This is a genomic window from Haloarchaeobius caseinilyticus (assembly GCF_051207395.1).
Classification (GTDB): domain Archaea; phylum Halobacteriota; class Halobacteria; order Halobacteriales; family Natrialbaceae; genus Haloarchaeobius.
In genome coordinates this window covers 210,459-225,626 of sequence record NZ_JBPJZC010000002.1, presented here as the reverse complement: position 1 = coordinate 225,626, position 15,168 = coordinate 210,459, and the positions used below count along the sequence as shown (strand labels likewise).

The following is a 15,168-nucleotide window of genomic DNA, read 5'->3' as shown; positions in this document are numbered from 1 at the left end:
CAGCACTCCTTTTTACCGATACGGGCCCAAGCCGCAGGCAATGACCGACAGCGCGACCGCCGACATCTCCCGCACGAAGGCGTGGGTGATGGCGGCCCGGCCACAGACGTTGCCAGCCGCCGCCGCTCCCGTCATCGTCGGGACGGCCGTGGCCCTCTACGGCGACGTGTTTCGGCCGCTCCCGGCACTTATGGCCTTCGTCGGAGCGGCACTGATTCAGGTAGGGACGAACTTCGCGAACGACTACTACGACGCGATTCAGGGCGCAGACACCGACGACAGACAGGGCTTTACCAGAGTCACCCAGTCTGGCCTCATCGAACCAGAGGAGGTCAAACAGGCGATGGCGCTCACCTTCGCACTCGCCATCGTCTCTGGCACGTATCTCGTCTGGGTCGGCGGCGTGCCCATTCTCGTCATCGGCCTCCTCTCGGTGGCCTCCGGCGTCGCCTACACCGGCGGCCCGTACCCGCTCGGCTACAACGGTCTCGGCGACCTCTTCGTGTTCGTCTTCTTCGGGGTCGTCGCCGTCGTTGGGACGTACTACGTGCAGGCAGCCGCAGCAGCAGCAAGTTACGGCCCGCTCGCGACCGGACTCGCGCCGATGGCCGACACCACGCTCACCATCGCGTTCCTAGCCAGTCTGCCCATCGCGGCCATCTCGACGAACATCCTCGTGGTGAACAACGTCCGTGACAAGGAAGAGGACTCGCAGACCGGCAAGACGACGCTCGCAGTGCGATTCGGCTACGGCTTCGCCCGCACCGAGTTCGTCGCCATGCTCGCACTCGCGTACGTGATTCCGCTCGTGCTCGTCGTCGCCTACGACGTGCCTGCGACCGTGCTCGCGCCGCTGCTGTCACTCCCGCTGGCGGCCTCGGTGACACAGACTGTTCTCTCTCGGACCGAGGGCGAAGCACTCAATCCGGCGCTGGAGCGCGTCGGCCAGTTGCTCGCCCTGTACGCGGTCTTGTTCGGCATCGGCTTCGCGCTCACGGGGGTCCTCTGATGGACGCCGAGAGCAGGGAGTTCGCGGTGTCACTCTCGCAGCCACTCGCTACGGCCCGCGGCGAGATGACCGAACGCGAGGGCGTCCTCGTCCGGGTTAGCGACGGCGAACACGTCGGCTACGGCGAGGCGACGCCGCTGCCCGGCTGGACCGAGTCGCTGGCCGACTGCCGAGCAGCTGTCGCCGACGCAGTGGAGAGGTTGCAGGCCGACGAGGCGGCCCTTCGGGACGACCTCGCGGCGAACCCCGCGGCGAGACACGGCGTCTCGCTCGCGCTCGCGGACTTCCGAGCGAAGCAGCACGACCGCCCGCTGTACAAGATTCTCGGCCGGCGAGCAACGAAAGACGTGGTCCCGGTCAACGCGACAGTTGGTGATTCCGCGCCCCAGGACACCGCGAGAGCCGCGGAGTCGGCCGTCGCCGAGGGCTTCGCCTGTGTGAAGCTGAAAGTCGGTGTCCGGGACGTAGAAACCGACGTTGAACGCGTTCGGGCAGTTCGCGAGGCCGTCGGCGACGGCGTGACGATTCGTGCCGACGCCAACGGCGCGTGGTCCGCTGAGCAGGCCGATACCGCCTTCGACGCCTTCGCAGAGGAAGGTGTCGAGTTCGTCGAGCAACCGCTGCCAGCGGACGACTTGACCGGGCACGAAGCGCTCCGACAGCGCGGTGGCCCAGTCGGCGTGGCACTGGACGAGTCGCTCGCCGCGCACTCGGTCGAATCCGTGTTGGCGGCCGGTGCCGCCGACGTGCTGGTCCTGAAACCGATGGCCCTCGGCGGGGTCGACCGCGCTCGAAAAGCCGCACTCGCCGCGCAGGAGCAACACGTCGCGACGGTCGTCACGACGACCATCGACGCGGTGGTCGCCAGAACTGGGGCGGTCCACCTCGCGGCGTCGCTGCCGGGCGTCTTGCCCAGTGGCTTGGCGACTGCCGAATGGCTGTCGACCGACGTTGGACCGGACCCATGCCCGGTCGAAGGCGGGACGATTGCGGTGCCGGACGGACCTGGACTGGGTGTTCGTGGGGTGTGGGACGAGTGACTGGGGCCGGCGTTCCAAGCGCCGTGGATTGGCCGACGAAAGACCTGCTGGCGATTCGGGCGGGGACGACCCCCGAGCGAACCGCACTCGTGGACGCCGACACCGGCGAGGAGTGGGCTGTCCACGAACTCGACGCCGCGGTCGACACGATGACGCAGCATATCGAATCGTACACGGCAGACGCCGGCAGCGGCGACGGCGGCCGCATCGGCGTCCTCCTCGACACTCGCCCCGAGTACGTGATGCTCCTGTTTGCAGCCATGCGTCGCGGGGTGACGCTCGTGCCGCTCAACGTTCGCAATTCGGCCGACGAACTCACGGTCGCGGCGTCGCGGGCCGACCTCGGCCTGCTCGTCTGCGAGTCCGAGACAGAAGTTCTCGCACGGTCGGTCGCGCCCGCGGACTGTCCGGTCGCCAGCGTGGACGACCCGGAAGACGACGCTGTCGAACCACTCTCCGGAGGGGACGCATACGCACGCCCATCGCGACTCACCCGCGACACCGAGACACTGCTCATGTTCACCTCCGGGACGACCGGCCGCCCGAAGGGTGTCCGACTCACGCTCGGGAACCTCGTGGCCAGTGCGACCGCCTCCGCGTTCCGACTCGGAATCACCCGCCGGGACCGCTGGCTGGTCTGTCTCCCGATGTACCACATGGGCGGCCTCGCGCCGGTCGTGCGAAGCATGCTCTACGGGACGACCGCCGTCGTGCAGTCGGCGTTCGACCCCGAATCGATCGCCCGGGTCATCGACGAGCACCAGATTACTGGCGTCTCGCTCGTTCCGACGATGCTCCGACGACTGCTCGACGACGGCTGGTCGCCGCCCGAGCACCTGCGATTCGTCCTGCTCGGCGGGGCCGCCGCGAGTCGAGAACTACTCGACCGGGCGCTAGCGGCTGGCGTGCCCGTCTTCCCCACCTACGGGATGACCGAGGCTTCCTCACAAATCGCCACGGCGACGCCCGAACAGGTCGCCGAGTTCCCCGACACGGTCGGCCAACCGCTCGTGAACACGCAGGTCCGCGTCCTCGCCGCCGACGGAAGCCACTGCGACGTGGGCGAAACAGGTGAACTCGTGGTCAGTGGGCCGACCGTGACGCCGGGCTATCTGGACGACGAACACACCGACGCAGCCTTCTCAGAACACGGATTTCACACGGGCGACCTCGGCCACCGCGATGTGGACGGGCGACTCTGGGTCACCGGCCGGGCCGACGACAGAATCGTCTCTGGCGGCGAGAACGTCGACCCCGAACTGGTCGCCAGCGCGATTCGAGACCACCCAAAAGTCGGGGACGTGGCCGTCGTCGGACTCGCGGATGCTGAGTGGGGCGAACGTGTCGCCGCACTGGTCGTCCCGACGGCAGGCGAAGCCGAACTGAGCGAAGAAACAGTCCGTGTGTGGTGTCGAGAACGACTCGCGGATTACGAGGTCCCGAAGACGGTCAGGTTCGCACGAGAACTCCCACGAACTGCCTCCGGGACGATCGACCGTGAGGCAGTCAGAGAACGGTTAGGCGACTGACTCCTCGAAACACTGCTGTTCACGGGTGTGCCAGCCCACCGTGTTCGTCGACGTCCCCTTCGACGATTCGCGTCGAGGAGAGGCGTTCGCCCTGTTCGTCGAGGACGAACGGGACGACGATGGCGACCAATTCTGGGAGCTCGGCCTCCCGGCGGGCCTCGTTGATATCGTGCACTTCGGGGAACGTCTCGGGCGAGACGACGAGCGCGTCGAGGTCGGCTTCCGTCGCTGCGAAGGCGTCCTCGGCGGCGATTTTCCGTATCTCTCGCGGGCGACCCCACAGGTCGAGTTCGTCCAGTTCACGCGACAGTGCTCGTTCGCGTGATTCGAACGGGAGGACGGTCCGCTCACGCGATTCGTTCGCGTAGGCGTCGCTCGTCAGTCCCACCACGACACCACCAGCCCCGACTTCGAGCGCCGTTTCGAGCAGCTCACGGTGTCCGTCGTGAATCGGCCCGAACGTGCCAGCAACCGCGACTCGCATGGAGAACCGTAGGGGCGGCGAGACTATACGGCTACCGGACGTTTTTCTCTGTTTCGCCCGTAGAGTGGCCTGTGTGTACTCTCACCCTCGCTTGGCGGGTGTTCGAGGAACCCGTCGTCGTCGCCGCGAACCGTGACGAACTCCTCGACCGACCGGCACGACCGCCCAGCATCATCTCGCACGACCCCGTCGTCGCCGCGCCGACTGACGAAGAGGCCGGTGGCACGTGGATCGGCGTCTCCGAACACGGTCTGTTCGTCGGCATCACGAATCGCTGGGTCGACGCGGAACTCGCGGGCGAACGCTCTCGCGGCCTGCTCGTCCGTGACGCGCTCGACCAGCCGAGCGCCGCGGCGGCGGCCGACCTCGTCGAGTCGGCAGTAGCGGAACACGAGTACGACGGCTTCAACCTCGTCGTCGCGGACGCCGATTCGGCAATCTTGTTCGAGTGGGACGGCGACCTCTGCCGGACCGACCTCGACCCGGGCGTCCACGTCGTCGTCAACGTCGGCGCGGACGACACGTTCGAGATTCCCGAGTATCGGGCCGAGTTCGGCCGTGAACAGGCACAGAACGCCCGCGACGTGCGGTCCGAACTCGAACCGAGAGACGGCGAGACCGCGGCCCAGTGGCGCGACCGCGCTGCGACGGTCCTCGGCGACCACGACTTCGGCGTTTGTGTTCACGACCCCGATGGCCGCTACGGTACCCGGTCCTCGTCGCTCATCGTCGTCGGCGAGACGGTCGACTATCGGTGGGCAGACGGCCCGCCGTGTGTCACGAAACACGAACCCGTCGACCTCGAAGGGCACCTTTAAGCGGGTCGAAAGAGCAATATCGGACGTGATACCCATGCCTGCTACGACGATGTCGGGGTGGTCGCCGTGAGCGTCTCCGAAGAAGAACTCACGGACGACGAACTGGCTGGCCTGGAACTCGTCCGCGAGTCCGGCGGCATCCACCAGAGTGACTTCTGGAAGGAACTCGACGTGTCCTCGCGCAAAGGCTCGCGCATCGTCGAATCGCTCGTCGCGAAAGAACTCGTCGACCGCGAGGAGACCATCTACAACGGGCACAACACCTACTTCATCCAGCCCATCGCGGCCGACCTCGAATTCGGTCTGCTGATGGCCGGTGACATGCTCTCGCCCTTCATCGGTGAGGAGGAGGCCGACCCCCAGAGCGACGCCTTCACGCAGTGGATCATGAACCTCGCGTACCAGTAATCAGTCAGCGCGTCGGCCGTTCTTCACGCTGTTTCGTTCGAAACACACAGAAATTACACCGCAGTCGAAACTGCCGTTTTTCCTCGGCTACTCCCGCCGTTCGACGAGCACGTACGGGTCCCGTTCGCGGTTGTAGTAGCCCACGTCGCCGTCGATGGCCTCGATGATGCGCCGGTGGACTTCACGGGCCGCCCGGCCCTCGTCCGGCGTCAGGTTGTGGTCGTCGCGCAGTCCGCGCCAGAACGAGCCGTCGAGCCAGAACAGGCTCTCGTCGTTCGACTGGTAGACGAGTTCGCCCTCCTCGCGGAGTTTCGCGGTGCTTTCGCTCCAGCCCGAGAGCTGGGCCCGTGCGAGGACTGCGACGAGTTGGCGGCGTGAGACCGGTGCGTGCAGTGCCACGTCGTCGACGAGGTCGCCGAAGTACGCTTCTACACGGTCACACGCTCGGGAGAACTCGTCGAACGCTACGTCAGTGTCTTTGGCAATTCGCATACGTAGTCACCTCCCATCTCGTCGCCCGGCGACGAGCAGTACTTGCGAGAGAATACATGAGTAGTGTCATAATGATTTTGGTTGGCTACCAAAGCTTTCGGGGGTCAACCACGAGCAGAAGACACTTACGACAACTTGCCGAGCGAACATGTATGAAACGAAGAGAGGTCTGTTCGTCGCTGGGACTGGTCCTATTCGCGGGCTGTTCGTCACTGGGCGACGAGGGGAACGCGACGGAGGCTCCCGAGCCAACAGCGGCAACCACGGCGGACACGACGACCGGGACCAGCGAACCCGCCTGCGACCCCGGTGCGGTCGTCCGGCCGACACCGGACGACCCCTCGTCTGGACCTTCGCCGCCGGGGTACCCGGACAAACCGTCAGAACTCACCACGAACTCGGTCGAGGAGTACGTCCGGACGTTCGAACACGCCTACGCCGTCAACGACGTGCTGGTCGACCAGACCGTCGAGACCATCGATACCGAACAACGACAGGTTACCGTCGAATCCGTCGACGGCGGCTTCCTCGTCCACGGGGATACGCAGGTGATGTACACGAAGGAAGGTAGTGGCACCCGGACGACCCACGGCGACGTGAAGCACCACTTCAACTACTTCGTCGGCGAGTCCGCCGTCTATCGAGTCGAGTCGAACATGGAGGACGAAGACCCACGGACGAGTGACGTGCGGGCACTCGTCGAGTGTACCGAGTAAAAACGAACGCTGTCTGCAGAAACGGTGCGATTCGTTTCAGGCCAGCGCGCTGCCAGCCCGAATAATCGTCTCTTCGTCGAACTGCTGCCCGATGAGTTGCAGGCCGACCGGCAGGCCGTCGGTTTCGCCAGCCGGGACCGAGATGGCCGGGAGGTTGGCGAGGTTGACCGGGACCGTGTTCGCGTCGGCGAGATACATCTTCAGCGGGTCCGAGAGGGACTCGCCGAGTTTCATCGGCGGGACCGGCATCGTCGGCGAGGCCAGCACGTCGGCGTCCTCGAAGGCGGCGTCGAAGTCCTGTTCGACCCACGCACGAGCGTCCTGCGCCTTCTTGTAGTACTTGTCGTGGTAGCCGGCGGAGAGGGCGTAGGTGCCGAGGAGAACGCGGCGCTTGACCTCGGGGCCGAAGCCTTCCTCGCGGGCTTTACCGAACACTTCGTTCCAGTTGCCGTCGTAGCCCCCAGAGTGGCCGTAGCGGACGCCGTCGAACCGTGCGAGGTTCGAAGAGGCTTCGGACATCGCGATGACGTAGTACGCTTGCACGGCGTACTCGACGGATTCGAGCGAGACTTCGTGGTACTCGGCTCCCTGTGCTTCGAGTTCGTCGAGTGCGGCGTAGAACTGTTCTTTCACGCCTTCGTCGGCCCCGTCCACCAGTTCGGTCGGGACGCCGATGCTGAGGCCCTCGACGTCGCCGTCGGCGGCCGCGGCGTAGTCCGAATCCGCGCCTTCCTCACGGGTCGTGCCGTCGCGCTCGTCCGGGCCGGAGATGACGTCGAGCAGTTCGGCGGCGGATTCCACGTCCGGCGCGAGCGGGCCGATCTGTTCCAGGGAGTTCGCGTAGGCGACGAGCCCGTAACGCGAGACGAGTCCGTACGTCGGTTTGATGCCGACGACGCCACAGAACGCGGCGGGACAGCGGATGGAGCCGCCAGTGTCGGACCCGAGTGCGAGGTCGGCTTCGCCAGCGGCGACCGCCGCGGCGGAGCCACCGGAGGAGCCACCGGGGACGCGCCCCTCGGCGGCCGGGTTCTCGGTCGGGCCGAAGGCGGACGTTTCCGTGGTCGTGCCCATCCCGAACTCGTCCATGTTGGCCTTGCCAACGATGGTCACACCTGCCTCCTTGAGGCGGGAGACGACGGTGGCGTCGTACGGCGGGACGTAGTCGTCGAGCATGGCCGACCCGCAGGTCGTGCGGACGCCGTCGGTCGAGATGTTGTCCTTGACGGCGACGGTGGTGCCCGAAAGCGGGCCGTCGTCGTCGCCGGAAATCTCTTCTTCGGTGATGAAGATGCCGCTCATGAGACGTTCGGCCCCTTGAAGTAGCCGTCTTCGGTTGCTTCGGCGTTGCGCAGTGCGTCCTCGTGCGAGAGGCACTCGCGTTCCTCGTCGGGACGCATGACGTTCACGAGGTCTGCCTCGTGGTCGACCTCGGGTACCTCGTCGAGTGCGTCGAAGTAGTCGAGGATGTCCGCGAACTGTGCGGCGAACTCGTCGGCCTCGTCCTCGTCGAGGTCGACGCGTGCCAGGTCCGCGACGTGTCGAACGTCGTCTGGGGTGGCGGACGTGTCGCTCATGCTCGGATGGACTCGACTGGTCCGAGTAAGGGTTTCGATACCGCACCGGGTCGGGCACTTCTACGACCAGCCACGACGAGGCTGACCGACACAGTTACCAATCGGTTACTGCATCGGAAAACATCGTTTCGGATTCCGAATTATTTTCACCGATTCACCTAGCTAATTGCCCCGCGGATTTAAGTTGGACGCTCCACAACAGATAGATACGAGCGACCGTTTTCGAACCCATACCCGTGGGTGGCCATACAATGACAGATACGAGCATACGACGCCAACAGACAGACGAAACCCGAACGAGAGGGACAGAGACGGAGGAAACAGCGGACACTTCACTTACGTGCCCGGAGTGTAGCGGCGACCTCGTCGCCGACTCCGAGCACGGTGAGACGGTATGTGCGGACTGCGGGCTGGTCGTCGAGGAGGACAACGTCGACCGCGGGCCGGAGTGGCGCGCGTTCGACGCCAGCGAGAAAGACGAGAAGTCTCGCGTCGGCGCACCGACGACGAAGATGATGCACGACGAGGGGCTGTCGACGAACATCGGCTGGCAGAACAAGGACGCCTACGGCCGCCAGCTCAGCTCCAGCCAGCGCCAGAAGATGCAGCGTCTGCGGACGTGGAACGAGCGCTTCCGCACTCGCGACTCGAAAGAACGCAACCTGAAGCAGGCACTCGGCGAAATCGACCGGATGGCCAGTGCGCTCGGCCTCCCGAAGAACGTCCGCGAGACGGCCTCCGTCATCTACCGCCGCGCACTCAGCGAAGACCTGCTCCCGGGGCGCTCCATCGAGGGTGTCTCGACGTCGTCGCTGTACGCCGCCGCGCGACAGGCTGGCACGCCGCGCTCGCTCGACGAGGTGACGAACGTGTCGCGGGTCGACCGTGACGAAATCGCCCGGACGTACCGCTACGTCGTCCGTGAGCTGAATCTGGAGATTCAGCCGGCGGACCCCGTGAGCTACGTCCCGCGGTTCGCCAGCGAACTGGGCATTTCCGACGAGGCCGAACGTCGTGCCCGTCAGCTACTGGAGACGGCCAAGCGCGAAGGTATCCACTCGGGTAAGTCACCAGTCGGCCTCGCCGCCGCTGCCGTCTACGCGGCGTCGCTGCTGGCCAACGAGAAGGTCACACAGAACGAGGTTTCGGAGGTCGCAAACATCTCCGAGGTCACCATCCGCAACCGCTACCACGAACTGCTCGAAGCCGAGCAGTCGCGGTAACGTCGCCGGCCGAACCACGGAGTCACTCGCCGCTGCCGCCAGCGGCCCGACATCGCTTCTTCAACGATAGTCGTCTTCCGTCGGGAAGAACTCGCTCCCGTAATCGTAGAGGCCACCGAGCGCCAGCAGGACCGTCCCGACGACAGCGACCCAGAAGCCCCCGAAGATGAACAGGTCGTCACGGCCGCCACCGCAGTCCTGAATCTGCTGTCCTTCGACGACGTAGCGCGTCCCCTCGTACTGGACGGTCCGGTTCGCCAGTTCGTCCTGATACTGCGACGGCTCGACGAACGCAGTCTCGTTGTCCTCGACGACGGTCCGAACTGCCTGTTGCATCGGTGGCGAGAGGTTGCCCGCCTCGACGACCGGCCCCGCCTGTTCGGCGGAGTCGTTGACGCTCAGGGCGACAGTCGTCCGACACTCGTTCGGCTGGGTGAAGCCTACACCGACGAGTACGATTCCGACCAGCAGGACGACCGCCCCGACCGCGTAGAGGTACCGAGTTCGCACAGTCAGAACGCGGGACTACGACGTGATAGTCGTTCCGTCGTCGACTCGTGGGGCTCGGAACCGACGGCTACAAACGACCGTGGTCGGTTACCCCGGCTATGGAACTGACCAGACACACCACCGCGACGGTGTACGTGGTCCACGACGGCGCGACCCTCCTCCACGAACACGACCGACTCGGCAAGTGGCTCCCACCGGGCGGGCACGTCGACCGCGGCGAGACGCCACACGAGGCCGCACTGCGTGAGGTCCGCGAAGAGACCGGGCTCTCAGTCGACCTCGTGACTGACCGTGACGACATCGCCTCGGAGACGGTCGAACCACTGCCGAAGCCACAGCACTTTCAACTCGCGGACGTGAACGTCTACGACGGCGAAGTCGGCCATCAGCACGTCGACCACGTGTACTACGCCGAAGCCGACTCTCGGTCGCTCGACCCGGCGGCCGGTGAGGCGCCGGGCGACGCGTGGAAGTGGGTCACTCCTGCGACGCTCCGTGCGGGTGGCGACCGATTCGACGCCGATGTCGTCGACATCGGGCTGCGAGCGATCGAGACGGTCGAGGCGACGCGATAGCACCGATGGCGTAGGTACGCTAGTGCTCGTGTTCCTCCCATCCTCCCTCGTGGCAGTGCTGGTCCCACTCGCCGCTGTCGCGCTCTCGATGCCAGTGACACGGTCGGCGCCGACCGCGCCAGTAATCCGACTCCGCGGACTGTCGCTGGCGCGGGTCGAACGTATCGGCGGCGAGCGCTGTACTGACCCCTACCGAGAGCGTCGTCAGCCCGGCTCCGACCAGTCGGATCACGGTTCGGCGAGAGAGAACGTGTGTCGAGTACGGCATGGAGTCTTCGAACGCAGTACGGGTCCAGACGCAGTAACCGCGCGCTCACACCGGGTAACGTGCGAACGTCGAAGTTACCGGCTGGCCGGGAGATTTCCCGGAGCCGTCTCCAGACTCGGAGAACGCAGTGCCTGGATTCGATGTGCATATGCTGCGTCTATTCTGCAAGCACTGGGCTGTTGGACCAGGTACTGCACAGAGGCGTGCTCAGGCGATTACCACACCGGTCGGTGAAGTAATAGCGTTTCTCAGCATCCGTACTCGTAAGCGAACGGTCACCCGACAGCCGCCACGGAGTGTACTGCGCAAGGGTCGACTCGTGCCCAATGACCCTCGCCTCGTGGCCGTCGCGACCAACGCGCGACAGCCAGACACGATTGCCCGTCGTCTCCGCACTGCGACCCAGACACGAACTCAGTCAGGTCCCGTCTAGGTCGTTCGGCTCTCCGGTTCGACCGTTCGTGCACGCATTCTTTCGAACACTTCCAGCGCCCAGCCGACGGCAGCGGGGTCGTCGTTCCTGATGAGTCCCGAGATGCCGGTCGCGGAGTAGAGGACGACGGCGAGTTCGCGCTCGTCGTCTCGGTCGATGATGGCCATCCCGACCGGGATGTCGGCATCGGTCGCGACGACCGAGGCGTGGTCGGCCTGCAGGACGTCTTCGAACGCTGCGCCGAACTCTCGACGTAACACGTCGTACACTGGCTGGGCGACGACGAGGTCGAGTTCCATCCCGTCTTCGGCGACCCGGCGTTGACACACTTCGACGTAGGGTTCGACGACGACCGGCGAGACTCCGCGCACGCGGTCGGCCTCGTTCAGCAGTTCGACGAACCGCCGCATGGCGAGGTCGGGTCGATGTGGTTCCGGCCGAACGACGGTCGCGTTCGCGAAGGCGATAGCCGACCCGTCACCCGCGTCCGGGAGTTGTTCGACGAGGTCACGAGCGTCACAGAGTCCCGTGAGACATCGCCGAGAGAGGTCGTGTGCCTCGCAAGCGAGTCCACCGAACGATGTCAGCCGGTATCGGCCGTCCTCGTAGGTAGCCACGTCCTCGTCTTCGAGGTCACCGACCGCTCGGTCTACGGTGGAGCGTGAAACACCCACTTCGTCGACGAGTTCGGGTTTCGTCCGTGGCTTGTCGCGGAGGGCCACGACTACCGACCATCGCTTCGTGAGTACTTCCAGTACCGTTTCCACCATCGACCCTGCCATGCTAGCGTATTCCTCACGGCAGCGTAAAATCGGTTACGGACCCCTACGCTGGGGCGAACGTCCGTGCCCGAACCCAGCACGACGGATTCGGTCTGGCGGTCACCGCCATCCTTCGACCTGTCCTCCTTCGACCCGTGATGCGACGTACTGGGAGACGTGGTCGTCCATCCGCCGCTTGAAGCCGGCCTGTCGCGCGAGGCGGTCGAGTTCTCTGGCGACGAAACTGCCGTACTGGACCGCCTTCTTCTCGCGGAAGGTGACGCGGTCGGGGAGCCACGCACGAGCGGCGAGTCGGAGCGCGACCTTTCGCTCGCTGCGGTCGTCGACGAGCAGGTCACCCGGTAGCCGCAGTGCGGCGTCGACAACGGCGTCGTGTAACAGCGGTGCGACCGGTTCGACGCCAGCCGCCCGCAGGCCGAGGACGTCGCGTTCGAGTTGGTTCGGAAGCGTCCGTATCATCTCTCGGGCCGCGCCGCGAACCGTGTCGGCGTCGACTCGCGGGTCGGTCGGTGCCTTTGCGACCTTCGTGTAGCCACCGAACAGTTCGTCGGCACCTTGCCCGACTGCGAGTCGGTCGAATCCGTCTTCGACCACCCGCTCCGCGACGAGGAAGAGCGGGAGTGCGATACCGACGTCCATCGCGTTCGTTCGGCCGATGGCCCGGGCGACGCTCGGGACGGCACGCTCCAGCAGTTCTGGCGTCAACTCGACGACCGTGAGGTCTACGTCCATCGCTGCCGCCGCGATTTTGGCTGCTGCCACGTCATGGCTCCCGGGGAAGCCGGCGACGTAGCACGGCCCGTCGACGAGCGCAGCGACGAGTGCGGAGTCGACGCCCCCAGAGAATGCGACGGCAGTATCGCCCGCGATGTCGAGTGACTTTGCACTCGTCCGAATCGCGTCCTGTACTGCGACCACGGCGTCCCGGCGGTCGGTTTCCGGCGTCGGTTCGGGGAGCGACCAGCACTGCTCGGCCTCGGTACTGCCCCGCTTCACTCGCATTCCCGGTGGGAGGCGAGCCGGGTCGTCGAGGTCGTCCGGTCGGCGCGCCCAGTCGTTGCCGTCGCTCTCGGCGTCGTAGAACAGCGGATACCGACCCAGCACGTCCCGAACGAGTACGCCGTCGACGGCACCCGCGAAGCCGGCCGTCCCAGGCAGCGGGTCGCCCGACTCGACCGCCCGGCGAACCGTGTCGGCGTCTGCGCCGTCGAGCGTCACAGCAGCATGTCGTGGATGCGGTTCTTCACCCGGCGTTTCGCCCCGCTGGCCGCCTGCTGGAAGCTGATTCGCCACGGCGTCCGCTTGCCCTCGACCGTGGTCCGGCCGTTGCGAATCGCGTCGAGTATCGGTTCGTACGCGAGTTCGTCGGTCCCGACCCGGGTGACCGCCTGCCCAACCATCTCGCTGATGTGGGCGTCGCTGCCGGCGGTCATCGGGATGTCGTGGTCACGGGCGAACCGCTCGGCCTGTCTGTTCGACCGGCCGGTCAACAGTCGTGAATTGTACACCTCGATGGCGTCGGCGGTCTGCAACTCCGCCCCGGAGATGTTCTCCATCACGCCACTGCGGGACTCCTGAAACGGGTGTGGCACGACTGCGATACCGCCGCGGTCGCGAATGTGGTCGAGCGTCTTCTCGAATCGCATTCCGGGGGGCACCTTCTCCTTGACGCCCAGCGCGAGGACGTGGCCCGCGGCCGTCGTCACTTCCATCCCGGGGATGCCGACGAGGCCGTAGTCGGGGGCCTTCTCGACGGCCTCTAAGCTCGCGTCGATTTCGTCGTGGTCGGTCACTGCCACCGCGTCCAGACCCACGGCTGCGGCCTGTTCTAACAGGAGTTCGACGGGGTCGTGGCCGTCGTAGGAGAGCGCGGAGTGGCAGTGCAACTCGACCGATAGCACACCCGCCCGTAGTCGTCGATGAGTGAAAAACGACTCGGTATCCCGTCTGTGCCAGAAGAATCAAGCCAGAGACGGCTGTGGTCGACCTGTGCGAGACGACGACCTCAACCTCGGCAAACTGTTCTTCGCGGTCGCTGGGCTGACCGGCGTGTCGCTCTTCGTCGCCTTCCTCGGGTTGCTGGAGGGCACCTTCGTCGAGACGGTGTCGGGCATCGCGGCACTCTGGTTGTTCCTCTCTGCAGTAGTCGCGCCACTGCTGTTCGTCCAACTCCGCGAACATTTCATCGAGATTTTGGCCGAGTTCTGTCGCGTGCTCGACCCGAGACAGTCCGCCGAGGGGAGTCGGCCACTCGTCGTCGTCGAAACGACCGCAGCGACCTTTCTCGCCGTCGGTACAGTCGGTGTCTACGTGTTCGCCGACCTCTTCAGCGGACGCCACACGATGGGCGGCGACAGCAAGTCGTTGGCGGACATGCTGGGCTGGGAGTCGCTGTTCGGACTGTCGGAACCCGTCGCAATCCTCGTCTTCGTACTGGGATGGTTCCTCCTCGCGTTCGCGTGGGTGTTTGAAGGATTGCGCGGGACGTAACGACGTGTAAAACAGGACGAAAATCGGTAGACAGAAAACCGAAAACAGATATTCCTCGACTCAGCCGAGGATATAGTCGAGCTTCGGGTACTTCTCGATGAGCTTCTGCCCACCGAGTTCGTAGTTCTCGATGAGGGTGTCGAGGCCCAGGATGCGGCCCGCACCGAAGGCGGCGACGGCGAGGAACACGAGCATGTACGCGAAGTCGCCGTTGATGATGCCGTGTTCGATGCTCCAGTTCCCGAAGTAGAACATCGCCATCATGAACGCGCCGAAGAACGCCGCGAGGCGAACCATGGCACCGACGAGCAGTCCGAGACCGATGAACAGCTCACCCCACGGCACGGCGACGTTCGCGAACGAGACGAACCAGGCGGTTTCGCCCATCCAGACGAACATCTCGGCCAGTGGGTTGCCGTTGGTCCCAGCCGCGAAGAGCAGGTAACCCTTCGCGTCGAAGGCTTCGGCAGCGAAGATTTTGTCCCAGCCAGCGTGCAGGAACGCGTAGCCCATCATGAGGCGCAGCGAGAGGACGAACCACGCGCTGAGGCTGTGCGCCTTGCTCACGACGTGGATGCCGCCGACTTTGCTCTCGAAGGTGTTGCTGGTGGTCTGGAGTTGTTGGGTGTTCATCGTAATCTTCCTCCTACATCTCAACAGACGATGGGTATCGATATATAAAGATACTGTAATTCTCGGTTCTATGGAACTGAGAATCGGGGTCAAGGAATACGAGAAAACCACCTAACAGTGTCGACTTCCTCTCTATTAGTGAGCGACTAGTTCTCTCACGAGACGATGTGTCATTCTCAGT

General features: G+C 65.1%; 18 protein-coding genes. 9 read left to right on the top strand and 9 right to left on the bottom strand.

Annotated elements, in window-relative coordinates; translation table 11 throughout:
* Nucleotides 1–40: 40 nt before the first annotated feature.
* The 3 genes from ACSC1P_RS12425 to menE are packed head-to-tail and all read left to right on the top strand — an operon-like array spanning nt 41 to nt 3,578.
* Nucleotides 41–1,009: a 1,4-dihydroxy-2-naphthoate polyprenyltransferase gene (locus ACSC1P_RS12425; protein WP_435360504.1), complete on the top strand. Its 969-nt coding sequence runs from the start codon at nt 41–43 to the stop codon at nt 1,007–1,009.
* Complete coding sequence (gene menC, locus ACSC1P_RS12420) at nt 1,009–2,049, top strand: o-succinylbenzoate synthase (RefSeq protein ID WP_435360503.1); 1,041 nt, start codon at nt 1,009–1,011, stop codon at nt 2,047–2,049. The genes ACSC1P_RS12425 and menC overlap by 1 nt, the downstream gene beginning before the upstream one ends.
* Nucleotides 2,046–3,578 (top strand): o-succinylbenzoate--CoA ligase, encoded by a 1,533-nt coding sequence (menE, locus tag ACSC1P_RS12415; RefSeq protein ID WP_435360538.1) that lies wholly within the window; start codon nt 2,046–2,048, stop codon nt 3,576–3,578. Before menC ends, menE begins: the two co-directional genes overlap by 4 nt.
* 19 nt (nt 3,579–3,597) lie before the next feature.
* Here menE and ACSC1P_RS12410 read toward each other — a convergent pair whose 3' ends face one another.
* The gene (locus ACSC1P_RS12410) at nt 3,598–4,062 is read right to left on the bottom strand and encodes a pantetheine-phosphate adenylyltransferase (RefSeq protein WP_435360502.1); all 465 of its coding nucleotides are present in this window, start codon (nt 4,060–4,062) and stop codon (nt 3,598–3,600) included.
* 71 nt (nt 4,063–4,133) lie between these two features.
* Here ACSC1P_RS12410 and ACSC1P_RS12405 point away from each other — a divergent pair, with 71 nt between their 5' ends.
* On the top strand, nt 4,134–4,880 hold the full coding sequence (locus ACSC1P_RS12405; protein ID WP_435360501.1) for an NRDE family protein: 747 nt from the start codon (nt 4,134–4,136) through the stop codon (nt 4,878–4,880).
* A 57-nt stretch (nt 4,881–4,937) separates the two neighbouring features.
* Complete coding sequence (locus ACSC1P_RS12400; RefSeq protein WP_435360500.1) at nt 4,938–5,288, top strand: helix-turn-helix transcriptional regulator; 351 nt, start codon at nt 4,938–4,940, stop codon at nt 5,286–5,288.
* An 87-nt stretch (nt 5,289–5,375) separates the two neighbouring features.
* On the opposite strand, the gene ACSC1P_RS12395 is transcribed toward ACSC1P_RS12400, so the two are convergent.
* Entirely contained in the window at nt 5,376–5,780 is a 405-nt protein-coding gene (locus tag ACSC1P_RS12395) for a DUF8048 family protein (protein WP_435360499.1), read from the bottom strand.
* Between the two features lie 152 nt (nt 5,781–5,932).
* Here ACSC1P_RS12395 and ACSC1P_RS12390 point away from each other — a divergent pair, with 152 nt between their 5' ends.
* The gene (locus ACSC1P_RS12390) at nt 5,933–6,496 is read left to right on the top strand and encodes a hypothetical protein (RefSeq protein WP_435360498.1); all 564 of its coding nucleotides are present in this window, start codon (nt 5,933–5,935) and stop codon (nt 6,494–6,496) included.
* Nucleotides 6,497–6,532: 36 nt separating this feature from the next.
* Here ACSC1P_RS12390 and gatA read toward each other — a convergent pair whose 3' ends face one another.
* Both gatA and gatC read right to left on the bottom strand, forming a co-directional pair.
* Entirely contained in the window at nt 6,533–7,798 is a 1,266-nt protein-coding gene (gene gatA, locus ACSC1P_RS12385; protein WP_435360497.1) for an Asp-tRNA(Asn)/Glu-tRNA(Gln) amidotransferase subunit GatA, read from the bottom strand.
* On the bottom strand, nt 7,795–8,073 hold the full coding sequence (gene gatC, locus ACSC1P_RS12380) for an Asp-tRNA(Asn)/Glu-tRNA(Gln) amidotransferase subunit GatC (protein WP_435360496.1): 279 nt from the start codon (nt 8,071–8,073) through the stop codon (nt 7,795–7,797). The genes gatA and gatC overlap by 4 nt, the downstream gene beginning before the upstream one ends.
* Before the next feature lie 251 nt (nt 8,074–8,324).
* Between gatC and ACSC1P_RS12375 the strand changes: the two genes are divergently transcribed.
* A complete protein-coding gene (locus ACSC1P_RS12375) occupies nt 8,325–9,296 on the top strand; it encodes a transcription initiation factor IIB (protein WP_435360495.1) in 972 nt (323 codons plus the stop codon).
* A 60-nt stretch (nt 9,297–9,356) separates the two neighbouring features.
* Here the strand turns inward: ACSC1P_RS12375 and ACSC1P_RS12370 are convergent, their stop codons facing one another.
* On the bottom strand, nt 9,357–9,806 hold the full coding sequence (locus ACSC1P_RS12370; protein WP_435360494.1) for a DUF7979 domain-containing protein: 450 nt from the start codon (nt 9,804–9,806) through the stop codon (nt 9,357–9,359).
* A 98-nt stretch (nt 9,807–9,904) separates the two neighbouring features.
* Between ACSC1P_RS12370 and ACSC1P_RS12365 the strand changes: the two genes are divergently transcribed.
* Complete coding sequence (locus ACSC1P_RS12365; RefSeq protein WP_435360493.1) at nt 9,905–10,381, top strand: NUDIX hydrolase; 477 nt, start codon at nt 9,905–9,907, stop codon at nt 10,379–10,381.
* Between the two features lie 697 nt (nt 10,382–11,078).
* Here ACSC1P_RS12365 and ACSC1P_RS12360 read toward each other — a convergent pair.
* The 3 genes from ACSC1P_RS12360 to ACSC1P_RS12350 all read right to left on the bottom strand — a co-directional run bounded on the left by ACSC1P_RS12360 (nt 11,079) and on the right by ACSC1P_RS12350 (nt 13,765).
* Nucleotides 11,079–11,864 carry a helix-turn-helix transcriptional regulator gene (locus ACSC1P_RS12360; protein ID WP_435360492.1) on the bottom strand — a complete coding sequence of 262 codons (786 nt, stop codon included), beginning with the start codon at nt 11,862–11,864 and terminating at the stop codon, nt 11,079–11,081.
* 99 nt (nt 11,865–11,963) lie between these two features.
* Complete coding sequence (locus ACSC1P_RS12355; RefSeq protein WP_435360491.1) at nt 11,964–13,082, bottom strand: asparagine synthase C-terminal domain-containing protein; 1,119 nt, start codon at nt 13,080–13,082, stop codon at nt 11,964–11,966.
* Complete coding sequence (locus tag ACSC1P_RS12350) at nt 13,079–13,765, bottom strand: PHP domain-containing protein (protein WP_435360490.1); 687 nt, start codon at nt 13,763–13,765, stop codon at nt 13,079–13,081. The genes ACSC1P_RS12355 and ACSC1P_RS12350 overlap by 4 nt, the downstream gene beginning before the upstream one ends.
* A gap of 88 nt (nt 13,766–13,853) precedes the next feature.
* On the opposite strand from ACSC1P_RS12350, the gene ACSC1P_RS12345 reads away from it, so the two are divergent.
* Nucleotides 13,854–14,354 carry a hypothetical protein gene (locus ACSC1P_RS12345; protein ID WP_435360489.1) on the top strand — a complete coding sequence of 167 codons (501 nt, stop codon included), beginning with the start codon at nt 13,854–13,856 and terminating at the stop codon, nt 14,352–14,354.
* Nucleotides 14,355–14,414: 60 nt separating this feature from the next.
* Here ACSC1P_RS12345 and ACSC1P_RS12340 read toward each other — a convergent pair whose 3' ends face one another.
* A complete protein-coding gene (locus ACSC1P_RS12340) occupies nt 14,415–14,987 on the bottom strand; it encodes a DoxX family protein (RefSeq protein WP_435360488.1) in 573 nt (190 codons plus the stop codon).
* Nucleotides 14,988–15,168 lie beyond the last annotated feature (181 nt).

What these genes read in the sequence shown, in the direction of transcription:
- ACSC1P_RS12425 (WP_435360504.1), top strand. Translation starts at nt 41, where the DNA reads ATGACCGACAGCGCGACCGCCGACATCTCCCGCACGAAGGCGTGGGTG.
- menC (WP_435360503.1), top strand. Translation starts at nt 1,009, where the DNA reads ATGGACGCCGAGAGCAGGGAGTTCGCGGTGTCACTCTCGCAGCCACTC.
- ACSC1P_RS12410 (WP_435360502.1), bottom strand. Translation starts at nt 4,062, where the DNA reads ATGCGAGTCGCGGTTGCTGGCACGTTCGGGCCGATTCACGACGGACAC.
- ACSC1P_RS12395 (WP_435360499.1), bottom strand. Translation starts at nt 5,780, where the DNA reads ATGCGAATTGCCAAAGACACTGACGTAGCGTTCGACGAGTTCTCCCGA.
- ACSC1P_RS12390 (WP_435360498.1), top strand. Translation starts at nt 5,933, where the DNA reads ATGAAACGAAGAGAGGTCTGTTCGTCGCTGGGACTGGTCCTATTCGCG.
- gatA (WP_435360497.1), bottom strand. Translation starts at nt 7,798, where the DNA reads ATGAGCGGCATCTTCATCACCGAAGAAGAGATTTCCGGCGACGACGAC.
- gatC (WP_435360496.1), bottom strand. Translation starts at nt 8,073, where the DNA reads ATGAGCGACACGTCCGCCACCCCAGACGACGTTCGACACGTCGCGGAC.
- ACSC1P_RS12375 (WP_435360495.1), top strand. Translation starts at nt 8,325, where the DNA reads ATGACAGATACGAGCATACGACGCCAACAGACAGACGAAACCCGAACG.
- ACSC1P_RS12365 (WP_435360493.1), top strand. Translation starts at nt 9,905, where the DNA reads ATGGAACTGACCAGACACACCACCGCGACGGTGTACGTGGTCCACGAC.
- ACSC1P_RS12360 (WP_435360492.1), bottom strand. Translation starts at nt 11,864, where the DNA reads ATGGCAGGGTCGATGGTGGAAACGGTACTGGAAGTACTCACGAAGCGA.
- ACSC1P_RS12340 (WP_435360488.1), bottom strand. Translation starts at nt 14,987, where the DNA reads ATGAACACCCAACAACTCCAGACCACCAGCAACACCTTCGAGAGCAAA.